At 42.5% G+C, this 14,193-nt stretch carries 13 protein-coding genes and 1 pseudogene; 5 read left to right on the forward strand and 9 right to left on the reverse strand.

Annotated elements, in window-relative coordinates:
• The first annotated feature begins 536 nt into the window (after nt 1–536).
• On the forward strand, nt 537–947 hold the full coding sequence (locus O9290_RS27660; RefSeq protein ID WP_043998997.1) for a VOC family protein: 411 nt from the start codon (nt 537–539) through the stop codon (nt 945–947).
• Here O9290_RS27660 and O9290_RS27665 read toward each other — a convergent pair.
• Nucleotides 914–2,098, reverse strand: coding sequence for a class I SAM-dependent rRNA methyltransferase (locus O9290_RS27665; protein ID WP_288056261.1), 1,185 nt, complete (start codon nt 2,096–2,098; stop codon nt 914–916). The genes O9290_RS27660 and O9290_RS27665 overlap by 34 nt on opposite strands.
• 186 nt (nt 2,099–2,284) lie before the next feature.
• On the opposite strand from O9290_RS27665, the gene O9290_RS27670 reads away from it, so the two are divergent.
• Entirely contained in the window at nt 2,285–3,079 is a 795-nt protein-coding gene (locus O9290_RS27670; RefSeq protein ID WP_002758500.1) for an MlaE family lipid ABC transporter permease subunit, read from the forward strand.
• Between the two features lie 122 nt (nt 3,080–3,201).
• On the opposite strand, the gene O9290_RS27675 is transcribed toward O9290_RS27670, so the two are convergent.
• From O9290_RS27675 to gatA, 5 genes and pseudogenes are all read right to left on the reverse strand, one after another.
• Complete coding sequence (locus tag O9290_RS27675; RefSeq protein ID WP_288056264.1) at nt 3,202–4,554, reverse strand: TIGR03279 family radical SAM protein; 1,353 nt, start codon at nt 4,552–4,554, stop codon at nt 3,202–3,204.
• A gap of 24 nt (nt 4,555–4,578) precedes the next feature.
• Complete coding sequence (locus tag O9290_RS27680; RefSeq protein ID WP_002758502.1) at nt 4,579–4,761, reverse strand: DUF4164 family protein; 183 nt, start codon at nt 4,759–4,761, stop codon at nt 4,579–4,581.
• Between the two features lie 1,081 nt (nt 4,762–5,842).
• Nucleotides 5,843–6,217, reverse strand: a pseudogene (locus tag O9290_RS27685) (Rpn family recombination-promoting nuclease/putative transposase); the annotation flags it as partial.
• Nucleotides 6,218–6,349: 132 nt separating this feature from the next.
• Complete coding sequence (locus O9290_RS27690) at nt 6,350–7,384, reverse strand: DUF559 domain-containing protein (protein ID WP_288055899.1); 1,035 nt, start codon at nt 7,382–7,384, stop codon at nt 6,350–6,352.
• Between the two features lie 193 nt (nt 7,385–7,577).
• Entirely contained in the window at nt 7,578–9,029 is a 1,452-nt protein-coding gene (gene gatA / locus O9290_RS27695) for an Asp-tRNA(Asn)/Glu-tRNA(Gln) amidotransferase subunit GatA (protein ID WP_288055901.1), read from the reverse strand.
• A 135-nt stretch (nt 9,030–9,164) separates the two neighbouring features.
• Between gatA and O9290_RS27700 the strand changes: the two genes are divergently transcribed.
• The 3 genes from O9290_RS27700 (at nt 9,165) to hetL (ending at nt 11,670) form a co-directional block, all read left to right on the forward strand.
• Nucleotides 9,165–10,175 carry a DUF6398 domain-containing protein gene (locus O9290_RS27700; protein WP_288055904.1) on the forward strand — a complete coding sequence of 337 codons (1,011 nt, stop codon included), beginning with the start codon at nt 9,165–9,167 and terminating at the stop codon, nt 10,173–10,175.
• Between the two features lie 416 nt (nt 10,176–10,591).
• Nucleotides 10,592–10,954, forward strand: coding sequence for an ArsR/SmtB family transcription factor (locus O9290_RS27705; protein ID WP_288055906.1), 363 nt, complete (start codon nt 10,592–10,594; stop codon nt 10,952–10,954).
• A gap of 53 nt (nt 10,955–11,007) precedes the next feature.
• Nucleotides 11,008–11,670 carry a heterocyst differentiation pentapeptide repeat protein HetL gene (gene hetL / locus O9290_RS27710; protein ID WP_288055908.1) on the forward strand — a complete coding sequence of 221 codons (663 nt, stop codon included), beginning with the start codon at nt 11,008–11,010 and terminating at the stop codon, nt 11,668–11,670.
• 339 nt (nt 11,671–12,009) lie between these two features.
• Here hetL and O9290_RS27715 read toward each other — a convergent pair whose 3' ends face one another.
• The 3 genes from O9290_RS27715 to O9290_RS27725 all read right to left on the reverse strand — a co-directional run bounded on the left by O9290_RS27715 (nt 12,010) and on the right by O9290_RS27725 (nt 13,850).
• Nucleotides 12,010–12,147, reverse strand: coding sequence for a photosystem II reaction center protein K (locus O9290_RS27715; RefSeq protein ID WP_002739211.1), 138 nt, complete (start codon nt 12,145–12,147; stop codon nt 12,010–12,012).
• 50 nt (nt 12,148–12,197) lie between these two features.
• Complete coding sequence (tgt, locus tag O9290_RS27720; RefSeq protein WP_288027369.1) at nt 12,198–13,322, reverse strand: tRNA guanosine(34) transglycosylase Tgt; 1,125 nt, start codon at nt 13,320–13,322, stop codon at nt 12,198–12,200.
• A 66-nt stretch (nt 13,323–13,388) separates the two neighbouring features.
• Nucleotides 13,389–13,850 (reverse strand): hypothetical protein, encoded by a 462-nt coding sequence (locus tag O9290_RS27725; protein WP_039900599.1) that lies wholly within the window; start codon nt 13,848–13,850, stop codon nt 13,389–13,391.
• Nucleotides 13,851–14,193 lie beyond the last annotated feature (343 nt).

Consider the following 14,193-nt stretch of genomic DNA (forward strand, 5'->3'; position numbering starts at 1 on the left):
GGGTGTGGGGTGTGGGGTGTGGGGTGTGGGGTTTTACCCATTTTCAGGGGGTCAATTACCTAATTTTCAGGGAAAAAGTACCTGAATTTTCCCCCCAATCACTCCAAAGGTCGGCACTTTTTGAGGGAAAACAAGTCTAAAAACCCTATCCAACAAGGTTTTTAGATTTATTCAGCAAACCCTACATAAGTAGCGAAGCAATCGAGGGATAGATGGATAGGTTAGGGTGCATGGGATTTTTCCTCCTTCAAAGCGCACTCTTGAACCCACGGTAACAGTTGTCTTTACAAACAGCAATCTTTTTTAACACTTTTTCCCCAAAATCACTCGATCGGATGAACGCTCAGGGTGATCCTCGATCGGATGGAAACCCCAGGGGACTTGCAGATATAGGTATTTTAAAGAGCTTAATACCGAGGGAGATAGAAAGTCTGGCAATGGACGCGACTACTATTGGCAGTACAAGGGACTTGACATCTTCACCGCACTGAAGTAGATCTTTTGGGCAATCTCCCCTCTCCTAATCCCTCACCCCAATGAATAACCCCCCCGATAGTCCATTCAATTACACAGAGGCTTTTATTGCCCTAGGCACGAGTAATTTCGATCGCTCGGTGCAGTTTTATCGTCAACTGTTGCAACAGGAACCAAACCCCTACCTTGCCCACGTTTATGCGGAATTTAGGCTGATTAACCTTAAGTTAGGTCTTTTTTGCCCTAAAGAGTCCCACAGAGACGAATTTAGCGATTCTAGGGGCAGTGGCATGAGCATTTGTTTCGAGGTGGAGAGTCTCGAAAAAGCCCTCGAGCATTGGAGCGAAATCGGCTATGGTGCTAGGGGAGAAATTAGCCAGGCTTCCCACGGTCCGGAAATCTACATCTATGATCCGGATGGTAATCGTTTAATTTTCCATCAATCCACCGCTAAAACCAATCCTTTCAGGTAGGAACCTTCCGAGTGATAGATACTGGTGGGATGGTCCGCCGGTTGGCTTAAACGTGCTAAAATTCGCACTGGGCGAGCCGATTCAATGGCGGCAGCCATGACAGCCCCCTGAAAATGTTCTTCGTTAACCACTTGGGAACAGGAAAAGGTGAAAATAATACCTTGGGGGCGAATTTTCTGGAAAGCTTGGTAATTTAATCTTTTATAAGCCATAACCGCCTGATGACGGGATTGGATACTTTTGGCAAAAGCGGGGGGATCGAGGACAATCAGATCGTAATCCTCCTGACAGTCGCGCAGGAAGTTAAAAACATCGGCGCTGTAGGATTGATGGGGAACTTCACCGAGATTATTCAGGGCGATATTTTTTTCGGTAAGATCGATCGCACCGTGGGAACTATCAACGGAATGGACTAGGGCAGCCCCCGCTTGCATAGCATAGACGGAAAAGCCGCCAGAATAAGAAAAAGTGTTTAAAACCCGTTTATTCTGACAATATTGGGCTAATATTGCTCTATTTTCCCTTTGATCGAGGAAAAATCCCGTTTTTTGTCCTTTTTCCCAATCAATAATAAAGCGATGACCGAATTCTAACACCTCATCGCCAGTTTTTTGACCAAATAAGTATTTATTCTCGGAGATATGGGCGCTTTTTGCCAAAACTGCGGCACTTTTATCGTAAACTGCCCGTAAATTGTCAGCGTAGATAGTTTTCAGGCAATCGACAATCAGATCGAGACGTTGGTATAAAGCTAGAGAATAAGCTTGAATAACCGCCGTGCCATTGTACCAATCGACGATTAAACTGGGTAAACCGTCTCCTTCCGCGTTAATTAAGCGATAACAGTTAGTTTTCGGGTTATCCACTAAACCGATTTGTTGCCGCAGCTGATAGGCATTCTGGAATTTTTCGAGAAATAATTGAGCAATATCGCTGACTTTTTGGAAAGAAAGAATTTTAACGGCAATATTGCTAGGATTATACAGTCCAGTGGCTAGATATTCGCCTCGATCGCTATAAACCTCTACGATAGCACCCTCTTTGACTTCTCCCTCCATCTCTTTAATCGCCCCGGAAAATATCCAAGGATGGAATCGTTTAACAGCATCAATTTTATGGTTTCTCAGGATAATTTTCGCTAAATCTGGCATGGATAAAGAATCAGGGTTGATAGCTGACGGCTACTAGATAATTCTATTATCCCCTGCTGGCAGCACAAAACCATGGTTTGTTATCCCTCGATCGAGTGGCATCAAAGCAAGTCCTAACAATCGAGGGATAATCAGAGGGAATTCTCGCCTATAATAAGTTAGATTTTAGCGATAGTCCCTCGACAAATGCCAAGAAAAAGTGATGCTGCCGGTGGTTTAAGTTTATGGTTTCAGCGTTTGGGGGCTGCCGGTTTGTTAGCGGGACAAACTTTTTTACATATTCTTAATGGCAAAATCCACCGGCGTAATACTCTGGAACAAATGAGTATTGTGGGGCCAGAATCCTTGACAATTGCCCTAATTACTGCTGCTTTTGTGGGTATGGTTTTCACTATTCAGGTAGCCAGAGAATTTATTTTTTTTGGGGCGGGTAGTTTTGTTGGGGGAGTCCTTTCCTTGGCTTTAACAAGAGAATTAGCCCCGGTTTTAACCGCGGTGGTGGTGGCGGGGAGAGTTGGCTCGGCTTTTGCCGCCGAAATTGGTACAATGCGAGTAACAGAACAAATTGACGCTTTATATATTTTAAAAACCGATCCGATCGATTATTTGGTCATTCCCCGGGTGATTGCCTGTAGTTTAATGTTACCCCTGCTCACTATTATCTCTTTAGTCACGGGATTACTCGGTGGTTTATTTATTTCCGATAGTCTTTACGGTATTTCCTATTCCCTATTCTTACAATCAGCCCAAAATTTTCTGGAAACATGGGATTTAATTAGTTCTATGTTAAAGTCCCTAATTTTTGGGGTTTTAATTGCTATTATCGGTTGCAGTTGGGGTTTAACTACCACCGGCGGTGCTAAAGGAGTTGGTCAATCTACTACCACGGCTGTGGTAACTTCTTTGTTAGCGATTTTTGTGGCTAATTTTTTCCTCTCTTGGCTGATGTTTCAAGGGACAGGTAATGTGGAGCTAGGCTAAGACAGTAATCAGTAATCAGTAATCAGTAATCAGTGCCAAGAAAACGGCAATTTTCTACTTAATACCGCTCACTAAAAACTCAAATCTGATCACCGATTACTGATAATTGTCTATTCTCAAGATTAGGATTTGTTCAAGGGATTGAGAGTGAGACAAGTTTTAATTAATTCCTCCACTCCCAGGACTGGATAAATAGGGACTCCTAACTGATTAATAACAGTTTCTAGGGTGAAATCATCTAAAAATACCGCTTCCCCATGCTTGAGCATTAGGGAGGGTAATAAAACCCCATCCCCAAGATTTTTACCTTGTAATCCTTTGAGAATATCTTGCCCGGTTAATAAACCCGTAACCGTGATTTCCTGTCCCCAATAATCACTATTTAAAGCCACTAATTCCACGGTTAAACCCCGCAGATTATTTAACTGTTTAACTAGGGGTTGAAAAGCTTGTTCTACCGCATTTCCCACTACCCATACCAACCGTCTAGATGGAGTAATTTGAGCGGGTAATAACTTCTTAGCTGTCTTCTGGAAATCCCTAATAAATTGACGAATCGAGCCAACTCCGTTACCGATTTGGGGATAGTCTTCGTAGTGAGATTGAGGTGGTAAATCGACTCGGGCAATTAAAAACCATTCATCGGCTAACCATACCACATTACTGCCCAATTCTTGACAAAATTGTTTCTGTAAAGTTTGGACTTGTTCGATCACTTCTCGCGCTTTTTCTTGGCTAACGGGAATTAATTCATCTTCTTGGGGACGAAAGCGGGTTAATCCCACGGGAACTACGGCAATCGACTCCACACAGGGAATATCTCCCCGATGAAAAGAAACCAGATCTAACAGGGTTCTTTCGAGATGAATTCCATCATTAATATTGGGACAAACTACCACTTGGGCATGAATTTGTAATTGTCTGGCTTGTAGCCATTTTAAATGGCCTAAAATTTGACCAGCGCGGGGATTTTTTAAGAGACGAATTCTCAGATCGGGTTCCGTGGCATGAACGGACACAAAAAGCGGTGATATGTGCATCTTTTCGATCCGCTGCCATTCTTTTGAGGTGAGATTAGTTAAGGTTAAATAACTGCCATAGAGAAAACTTAAGCGATAGTCATCATCTTTATAGTATAAAGTTTCTCTTTTGCCCTCTGGTTGTTGGTCGATAAAGCAAAAAGGACATTTATTATTACACTGAATTAAGCCATCAAAAAGGGCAGTTTCAAACTCTAAACCTAAGTCTTCATGATAATCTTTTTCGATTTCTATCCGGTGAGTTTTGCCCTGACTATCAAGCACTTCTAGGGTTAAAAATTCATCGGCACATAAAAATTGATAATCGATTAAGTCCCGGGGACGATTACCATTGATAGAGAGGAGCGCATCCCCGATTTCAAAACCCACCTCGGCGGCGATCGAATCTGGGATGACACCACTAATTTTAGCTGGACGAATAGTTAATTCACTCATATTTTTAGGTCGCCATCCAATTATTTAACTGCATTTCCCAGAGAGTCTTTGGCTACATCTCACTTTTGTCAACCGTTCTTCTATCTTATCAAATCTCTTATCTACCTGATCAAATCTCTCATCGATCCGTTTTTCCAGAGAGTCGATTTTCCCCTCAATCCTTGTCAGAACTGCTTCTAGGGAATCAGTGACGGTTTCGTTAGCCATTTTCTCTCTCCTTTATCTCTTCTGGATTCACCATCGTGATCTCAATAAGCTAAACGGCGCTTAACCTGCATGATCCAACAGCTATAACCCTTTTGGAGTCTATATCGGTGATCCGAAGTAAAAGCCGTTTAGCTTATCAGTATCGCTGATTTTTGCCTCCAAGTTTCAATCCCTATTAGGGGTTAAGATTAATTGGAACTACCTTTTCTTGGAATCACTTGTATTTTTTGCATGACTTTTATTTAAATAAAGTTAAAAATATTATAGCACCAACAAAAAAGTAAGTAATTAATACTCAAATACTAAGATTGGTTTAATAATCTTAATAGTTATAACGTACATAATTTAAAAATGTTATAAAAAATTTTCAGTAAAAATACAATAAGGCGTTGTGGAATATTTGTATTAGTTTTGAAGTTGTATATGATTAAAGCTTTGTCCACATTTTTGTTGGTTGCCATGCAGTAAGCAGTAATAGCTAGTCCAGTTAATACTCTCACTGGATCTATGACAATATTTAAACAAGTAATGCCAATTAATAATCAATGGCAAGAACGTAGGTTGGGTTGAAGCATGAAACCCAACGCCCGATTATGTTACGCTACCGCTAACCCATCCTACAAATAATTGTGCCTCCCTACTTAATGCCAATTAATAATCAATGGCAAGTCGGTAGTCCGTGTATAGCAACTGGCGGATTTACGGATATATACAAAAATGGGGCTCTTCTGGTTTCTGTGTGGAAACGAGGTCTATACTGATAGTTTCTTCCGCAAAATAGTCCTAAAAGTCTTGCCCAGTAAGCATTTCACGATTCCATAAGCAAAAATTATCACACAAAGTCGAGAAGAGCCAAAATGGGACAATTGTTTTAAGAAATACTGATAATCAAATAGTGGCAGTCAGCGAATTAGAAGAAGGCAGATTAGGAATAATTTTGTCTTATTGGGTTTGTACTTTTGATTTCTCTTTAGCTACAGAAGACTTGAGAGATTTTCGGGGTTGCCGATTTTTACTTGATGGCTACCGGCAAAAGATAGCCACCAGCAATTGTATCAATTTGTCAAAGTTTGAACCTTTCCTATTCCCTTTGAGTTGCTTGTCTAACCTGTTCGATATCTAATTCTAAAGCTTGTGCTATCTGTTCAAAGTTTAATCCTAATGCCAATAAACGAGGAATAGAGGCTAATTTTGCTGCTAATTCGCCTTCTTGTCGGCCCTCCTCTCTACCTTCCTCTAAAGCTTCCTGATACACTTTAGTTTGTTTTAAATCACTTAAACTAAACATCGCTTCTATCTCCTTTCTACTGACTTGGGGTAACTTATAAACCAAGATTGTCTCTATCAATTCTAAAAGTTCTTGCTGTTGTTTGAGATTAGGGAATTCTTCTCTAATCCGTGGAATTAATTGTTTTCCTTGCTCGATCGCTCTTGCGATTGGTGCTATGATTAATTGTCAAACCCTCATCAACAAAGTTTGACTTCAATATATGGAAGGCAATTAAACTCAGCACCAAGCATGACCCTTCCGTAATCCTACTGTACGCTATAATTATAAGAACCATGAAATGCACCCTATTCTTAGTCTTCAAAAATCAAGGTTTATATCATAAAAATCAAAAAGTTTTTGGAAAAAATCTACCACTATAGACTCATAGGTTTCTTGCATAATTTCAGAAGCTCCAAATCGATAAACTTCATAACCTAGCAATTTTAACTTTCTATCTTCAGCTACCATTTCTGCATAAAGCTGAGGCTTCGCATATTCTCCCTCAGCATAATGTTGTTTACCATCAATCTCAATAACAATTCTTTTTGATTTTGGCAATAATAATAAAAAATCCATACGTTGTCTTATCAATCTTCTCCCATTGTTATATCTTTTGAGTTCTTTGATAGTATAGGGATCATAATGTAAATAAACTTGTGGCAGTAGAGCGGGCGAATTTTCACCCCAACGACGACATAATTGCTCGTTTTTATAGTAAGTGTCAAAAAATCTAGATTCTACTGGATTATTTTGCAAGGATTCTTTAAGTCGTTTGTAAAGAGGAGCTGCCGCTTCTGAATTTGACCAGCTAATAATTTTTTTATACTCTTTCCACCAATCAATTAACTCTATCCCTAATAATCCATGACTTTGAATCGGCTTATCATAGATCAAACAGGATTCTTTATACTTCGTAATTTCAATATCATTGCTAAGTGAATCTGAAAAAATAATTTCTGGTTTAAAAGAATTAGAGGCAAAAATAATATTTTTGATATTTTGATGTCCTAGTTTTTTGGTTAAATGAATTGTGTAGCCATTACTATCAACTTGAAAACCACTTTTTTCACAAATTCCTCTTAAAGTTTGCTTATGCTCTTCCTTAATATGATAAGTGTTGTATAAAAGTATTGATTCAATTACTTTCAGAAATTTCTGAATATCGTTTTGATTTTCCCAATCAATCTTTGAGTAGTATCCATCCACTTGATCTAGGCGCGTAGATGCACGAGGCTCGTATTTATCAAATCCCGCATCCGTAAACCAACTATCTATTTGATCAATATAATATTTATATTTTAAGCAGCAAAATTGTCGAAACTCACTCTTTAATAAATCTAGATATATATTCATAGAGACACATCAACTTTCGGAGAAATCACCGATACATACAATACCAAATTCTGGCAATTCAGCATTAGGATCAAAATCAACAGATTGGTGGGTTATGGCGAATACCTTATTAGTTGCTTAACTGTCTCATTTGTCATCGCCTAACCCACCCTACTATTTGGCTACCGGCAAAAGATAGCCACCGGCAATTGTATCAATTTGTAAAAGATGGTTGACGTTTGTGCCAATCGGTGGCCTGTTCGTAGGCGTGGGCGACGTGAAATAATTGATCTTCACGCAGCACATTACCGACTAATTGTAAACCAATTGGCAAACCTTGCCCATCAAAACCGCAGGGAAGACTTAACCCAGGTAAACCGGCTAAATTGACGGGAATTGTCATTAAATCCGATAAATACATACTCAGAGGATCCGCCGTTTTTTCCCCGGCTTTAAAAGCTGTGGTCGGTGAAGTGGGAGAAACTAACACATCTACCGATTGAAAAGCTCGATCGAAATCCTCTTTGATCAAAGTCCTGACTTTTTGTGCTTTCAGGTAATAAGCATCATAATAACCCGCCGAGAGGGTGTAGGTTCCCAACATAATCCGGCGCTTGACTTCCGCACCAAAACCCTTAGCGCGAGTCTTGGTGTACATATCAATCAAACTATCGGCATCTTCCCGAATACCGTATTTAACCCCATCGTAACGGGCTAAATTCGCCGATGCCTCCGAGGGGGCGATAATGTAGTAGGTGGGCAATCCGTAACGGAAACGGGGACAGGAAATCTCTTTAATAGTGGCACCGAGGGCCTTTAACTGCTCTAAAGCTTGATTAACTGCATCGGCAACCACCTGATCCAAACCTTCCCCGAAAGTTTCCTTAATTACGCCAATTTTTAGCCCTTTTAAACTGGTTTTCAGGAATTGGCTATAGTCGGGAATCGGCAGATTGAGACTGGTAGAATCTTGGGGATCGTAACCTGCGATCGCTTGTAATAAAATCGCCGCATCTTCTACGGTACGACCAAAGGGACCGATCTGATCGAGAGAAGAAGCGTAAGCCACCAAACCAAAGCGAGAAACTAAGCCATAGGTCGGTTTTAGCCCAACAACGCCACAAAACGAAGCCGGTTGACGAATTGATCCCCCCGTATCCGATCCTAGGGCGACCACGCATTCTTGAGCGGCCACAGCCGCAGCCGACCCCCCCGAAGAGCCACCAGGCACCCGGGATAAGTCCCAGGGATTAGCAGTAACGTGATAACCGGAGTTTTCGGTGGAACTACCCATAGCAAACTCGTCTAAATTGGTTTTACCGACGATAACTGCTCCTAAATCCCGTAATTTTTGGGTAACGGTGGACTCGTAGGGGGGGACAAAATTCTCTAAAATCCGGGAAGCGCAGGTGGTGGGGATACCCTTGGTGCAGAGATTATCTTTTAATGCGATGGGAATACCGGCCAACAGATGCAGAGACTCACCCCTGGCGATTTTCTCGTCCACTTTTTGGGCTTGTGCGAGGGCTAAATCCGGGGTTAAATGGAGAAAGCTTTTTACTTGTGGTTCGATCGCTTGAATACGAGCGAGAAATTCTGTGGCGATTTCGACGGCTGTTTTTTCTTTATTAACGAGTTGTTGATGCAGTTGACGAATCGAAGTCATGTTCAGTTACCGGTTACAACCACCGTCAGGAGCAAGCAACAACCCCAGACAGCAAAGACTATTTTAGCGTCAGTTTGGTCGTCGGTCAGCTAATCCCCTAAAATTAAAGGAAAGCCTCGGAGGAAAACTAGAGTTATGACTTTTAATATCCGACAATTAGATAATTTAGACTACGATGAAGCCGAACCCTTATTAGAAGATTATATTACTGGAGCGATCGAAGAATATATCAATTCGCCAGAGGGAGAGTCCTATTATCAAGAAAAAGAAGAAGGTGGTGGTTGGATTGCTACCTTTGTCGAGTTGGGTTATCTCTATGAAGGTTATACCCTTGCTACCATGACTAAAGCATATGTGCAAATCTTAATGGAGAAGATTTTACCACGCAAAATTACTATCCTCGATCCGACGGAAACGCAAGATGCTATCCCTGAATTAATTAGTTTTTGGCAATTTTTGGGACGAGAATATAAATTAACTCAGGCTAAAGCTATTATTAAATATTTAGAGCAATTAGGCGATCGCTTTAGTCAACTGATGAACGATCCCAACAGTGGCGGTTTTATGAAAAATCTCTTGTTACAAGCGCATCAGCAGGGTTTTGATATCACCAGTCAGGAGGGTTTAAAAGCTTTTCAAGAAAAATATAATGCTGAACAACGCGCCAAACAGCAAGCGGCAGCAATATTGAAAAAAACGCCCCCAGCTGTTTCTAAATCGGAAAATGTTCCCAAGGCAATGCAGGCCAAATATCAAGAAATTATCGATATTACCGATGAATTTGCCGCTCAATATCTTAATGAAGAATACGCCCAACTTATTCGCCAATTAACCGCAACTTTAGCTCGTAAGCGTCCCTCTCCCCTAGAAAAAGGTAAAGCCAATTCCTGGGCTGCCGGCATTACTCACGCCCTAGGAATGGTCAATTTTCTCTTCGATCCTAGCCAAAATCCCCACATTTCGGCCACAGAACTTTATCAAGCTTTTGGGGTTGCCCAAAGTACAGGACAAGCTAAATCAAAACAAGTGAGAGATTTACTGAAGATGTCCTATCTTGACTCAGAATGGGCTTTACCAAGCAATTTAGAGAACCATCCTAGCACTACGGTCCGGCAGTTAATCAGTACCATGCTCGGTGATAATTAGGGTTTGCGGCAAAAAGTCTGTTGGTGGAGTTAGGCGGCACTCTTGCAGCAGTAGATTCCTGAATGACCCAATCTCGATCGAGCTTGCAGACTAGACTCTAGTTACACTTTGCTGAATAAAGCTAAAAACCTTGTTGGGTAACACTTTTAGACCTTTTGTCAATCAAAAAGTGCTGGATATGGGAGTGATCGGGGGGAAATTTAGGCACTTTTTCCCTGAAAATTAGGTAATTGGCCACCTCAAAACTGGTAAAACCCCACACCCCACACCCTACACCCCACACCCTACCCCTAGGAAAAACTTTTTGCCGCAAACCCTAGTTACCTTTCCAGTTAAACTATAGTAGTCAATAGTTATAAAGTTTTAAACGATCACCTATTGTCAGCCTTTTTAACTGGTCACTTTATTACCTACCTATGTTGGACAGTTTCTCCCCCCAAACCTCTAGCGTCGTCCTCGCTTCGGTGGCGGACTATTTCAAAGTCCTGTCGGAAGTCAGTCGCCTACAGATTCTCAGTTGCTTGCAATTAGGCGCGATGAATGGTAAAGAAATCGCCGAAGCTACCGGACTAGGTCAGGCCAATCTCTCCAAACACCTGAAAGCTTTAACCCAAGCGGGAATTATCTCGCGGCAACCCCAAGGAGTCAGCGTTTACTATCAAATTAGCGACCCCGTGATCTATGATCTCTGTAAGGTGGTTTGCGATCGCATTAGTCAGCAAATGCGTCAACGGGCCAGAGAATTCGAGAGTCTGCCAACTTTCCATCTCCCTAAATAAAAATTACCAAACCCTTGACATTTTGCCTCAATTATGCTATATGCAAAATTTCCATGCTCCTAGAAGAACTTTGTCAACGCTATCGGGAGGGAGAAAGAGATTTTCGGGGGATTAATTTGCGGGAAAGCGACTTAACTAATATTGCCCTCCCAGGAGTCAATTTTTGCCGTGCCGATCTGCGACAGGCGCGGTTAGGAAAGATAGGCCTTTCGCGATCGCTGCTGAGAGAAGCGGATTTAAGTGAGGCGATTCTCTGGGGAGCAGATTTAAGTCAAGTGGACTTTTATCGAGCTTGTTTACGAGATGCGGACTTAAGCGGGGCTAATCTCATCGAAGCCAATTTAGAAGCCACTTATTTAACCAAAGCCGTCTTAAACGGTGTTAATCTCAACAGTGCTAATCTCCAGCAGGCCGTATTAATCGATACGGATTTTCGCTCCACTTCCGACCAACGCACGGACTTAGGCAAAACTAACTTTTGCGGAGCCGATCTCAACTATGCCAATCTGAGCGGCTCCCTGTTATATCGAGCTAATTTCGCTGATTGCCGACTTTGCCTGGTTAATTTTCGTGCTAGTCCCGAAAGAGACGGATTTATTACCGATCTCACCTGGGCCAGTTTCCGGGGTGCGGATCTCAGTTATGCCGATTTGCGCGGGGCAATTTTAGAAGATGTGGACTTGACTGATGCTGATTTAACCTGGACTTTGTTTTAATCTGGGAAGCTTTTTCAGTAATCAGTAAACAGTAATCAGTGAAAAGATGTCATTTCACTTAAAACTCAAATCTGTTCACTGATAACTGCTCACTGATAACTGATAATTGAGGGTCGATTTATTTAAGGCTTGCTGAATAAATCTAAAAACCTTGTTGGATAAGACTTTTAGACTTTTTTTCCCTCAAAAAGTGCCAGCCATTGCGGGGATCGGGGGGAAAATTCTGGGACTTTTTCCCTGAAAATTAGGTAACTGACTACCTCAAAATCGGTAAAACCCCACACCCCACACCCCACACCCCACACCCTGCCACCACCGAAAAGCTTTTTGCCGCAAACCCTATTTAAACCCGACGGATGCTTGCCAAACAAAGGCCAGCAAGAGGAAAAATAGGGGAATCAGGGGTAAGACATCGACTAGGGGGTCGAAAATTTGGTATGCTTCTGGCAATTTGGCGAACAAAAGTGCAGTTTCCATCTCTCTATCTACCTTGACAAGAAAATTTTCAAACGTTTCCTGAAATTTTATCACGTTGGGGTAACATCTACGGCATCCTCAAGCCAAGGGGCAAAATCTTGGGCAAAAGTCCCCCCTAGGATAGATTGACGAATTTCACGGGTAAATCTGATTAATTCGGCGATATTGTGCAGAGATAAGAGAATATAACCCAACATCTCCCCCGATTTAATTAAATGATTCAGATAGGCACGGCTAAAGTGTTGACAGGTGTAGCAGGGACAAGTATCGTCTAAAGGGGCGAAATCCTCCTTAAAACGGGCATTTTTGAGGTTCCAACGCTCTCCCCGCACTAAAGCCGTGCCATGGCGACCAAAACGGGTGGGAATGACGCAATCAAACAGATCTATGCCACTAGCGATCGCCTTGGCCATTTCTCGATAGGTTCCCACTCCCATCAGGTAACGGGGTTTATTTTCGGGGAGTAAAGGGGCAGTTATCTGGACAATGCGATGAATTAGGCTCGTTTCTTCCCCCACACTCACGCCCCCGATAGCATAACCGGGTAAATCGAGTTTTACTAAAGATTGCGCCGCCGCTGCCCGTAAATCCTCATAGATTCCCCCTTGTACTATGGCGAATAAAGCCTGTTCTTGAGGTCGTTGATGGGCCGTCAGACAGCGCTCTAACCAGCGATAGGTGCGTTCTATGGATGCTTTCATGGTCTCATGACTGACTCCCGTGGGGGGACATTCATCGAAGGCCATAATCACATCAGCACCGAGGGCATTTTGAATCTGAATCGATTTTTCCGGCGTAATTTCGATTATTCTACCGTCCCGCGGTGATCGAAAGGTGACTCCCGATTCTTTAATTTGCCGGAGTTGACTGAGGCTAAACACCTGAAATCCACCCGAATCTGTTAATATTGGCTGATTCCACGCCATAAAATCGTGTAAACCTCCCGCTTTCTCGATAATACTTTCTCCCGGCTGCAGATGCAGGTGATAGGTATTAGCGAGAATCATTTGCGCTCCCGTGCTGGCGATTTGAGCGGGGGTCAAACCTTTCACCGTGGCCAAAGTTCCCACGGGCATAAAACGGGGTGTTTCTACCGGTCCGTGGGGAGTATGCCAAACCCCAACCCGCGCACCAGTTTGGGGACACTGGCCGATTAATTCAAAGGAAAATCCCACTGTTTCAGTTATCAGTTATCAGTTATCAGTTATCAGTTATCGGTTATCAGTATTTTTTCTCGCTGCCTAAAAGGGGCAATCATTGTCGTCTTCGTCTTCAAACTGCACATCCCACTTAGCAGAAAGTACCTGAGTCACCATGGCTTCGAGGGTATCAGCATTGAGACGGGCTTTCATATCGGGGTCTTGCAGTGGATTACTCAGGGGAATCAGCCGTAATTGCCGATTGTCTTGGATCAGATCAAAATAGGTTTCACCGTCAGGAGAGCGGGTTAAACGCAGATAATCGAAGCTATAGGTATTCAGATAAAGACTGTAGTTAGCAACTAGGGTGCTTTGCTGATAATCGGCGAAAACTTCCACTATCCATCCCTCCCCTTCACTCTGAATCACCCCTTCGAGACTATGGATGTAGCGAACTCGTCCAATATCATCGAGGAGACGACGCATATCTTCTTTAGCGATGACCACGCCAGAATCAATAATACAGGGGGCGGGCAGGGGCTGTGAGGGCGGATGATAGTTCATAGGGATTGCCAGTAAAAAAATTTCCGTTAATAACCCACCGGGTGTTTCTACCGATTCCTGTTGCAATTTTTTTCGGGTTACGTCTCGATCTTAACCCAATCCGCTAGAACTTTTCACTGTTACTTAAGATTAATAACGATGATCGATGATTAACTTCTGCTTACTAAATATTTACAAAAATCTGGGTAGACAGAGCCTACCCGATCATCGGAAATTTTGGGTCTGAAACCCCGCCGTTCTAGGTTGGCTTTACGTTAGAATTAAAAGGCCAGTCTCGAAAACCAAGTGGACGGCGCAGCACCTTGAAAACTCGGCTTAGGGGGTTCCGACCAGAAAAGCTTGG

The organism is Microcystis sp. LE19-41.2A (assembly GCF_027530405.1).
GTDB classification, from domain to species: Bacteria; Cyanobacteriota; Cyanobacteriia; order Cyanobacteriales; family Microcystaceae; genus Microcystis; species Microcystis aeruginosa.

Coding starts and splice junctions, on each gene's coding strand:
- O9290_RS27660 (WP_043998997.1), top strand. CDS start 537: ATGAATAACCCCCCCGATAGTCCATTCAATTACACAGAGGCTTTTATT.
- O9290_RS27665 (WP_288056261.1), bottom strand. CDS start 2,098: ATGCCAGATTTAGCGAAAATTATCCTGAGAAACCATAAAATTGATGCT.
- O9290_RS27670 (WP_002758500.1), top strand. CDS start 2,285: ATGCCAAGAAAAAGTGATGCTGCCGGTGGTTTAAGTTTATGGTTTCAG.
- O9290_RS27675 (WP_288056264.1), bottom strand. CDS start 4,554: ATGAGTGAATTAACTATTCGTCCAGCTAAAATTAGTGGTGTCATCCCA.
- O9290_RS27680 (WP_002758502.1), bottom strand. CDS start 4,761: ATGGCTAACGAAACCGTCACTGATTCCCTAGAAGCAGTTCTGACAAGG.
- O9290_RS27690 (WP_288055899.1), bottom strand. CDS start 7,384: ATGAATATATATCTAGATTTATTAAAGAGTGAGTTTCGACAATTTTGC.
- gatA (WP_288055901.1), bottom strand. CDS start 9,029: ATGACTTCGATTCGTCAACTGCATCAACAACTCGTTAATAAAGAAAAA.
- O9290_RS27700 (WP_288055904.1), top strand. CDS start 9,165: ATGACTTTTAATATCCGACAATTAGATAATTTAGACTACGATGAAGCC.
- O9290_RS27705 (WP_288055906.1), top strand. CDS start 10,592: ATGTTGGACAGTTTCTCCCCCCAAACCTCTAGCGTCGTCCTCGCTTCG.
- hetL (WP_288055908.1), top strand. CDS start 11,008: ATGCTCCTAGAAGAACTTTGTCAACGCTATCGGGAGGGAGAAAGAGAT.
- O9290_RS27715 (WP_002739211.1), bottom strand. CDS start 12,147: ATGGAAACTGCACTTTTGTTCGCCAAATTGCCAGAAGCATACCAAATT.
- O9290_RS27725 (WP_039900599.1), bottom strand. CDS start 13,850: ATGAACTATCATCCGCCCTCACAGCCCCTGCCCGCCCCCTGTATTATT.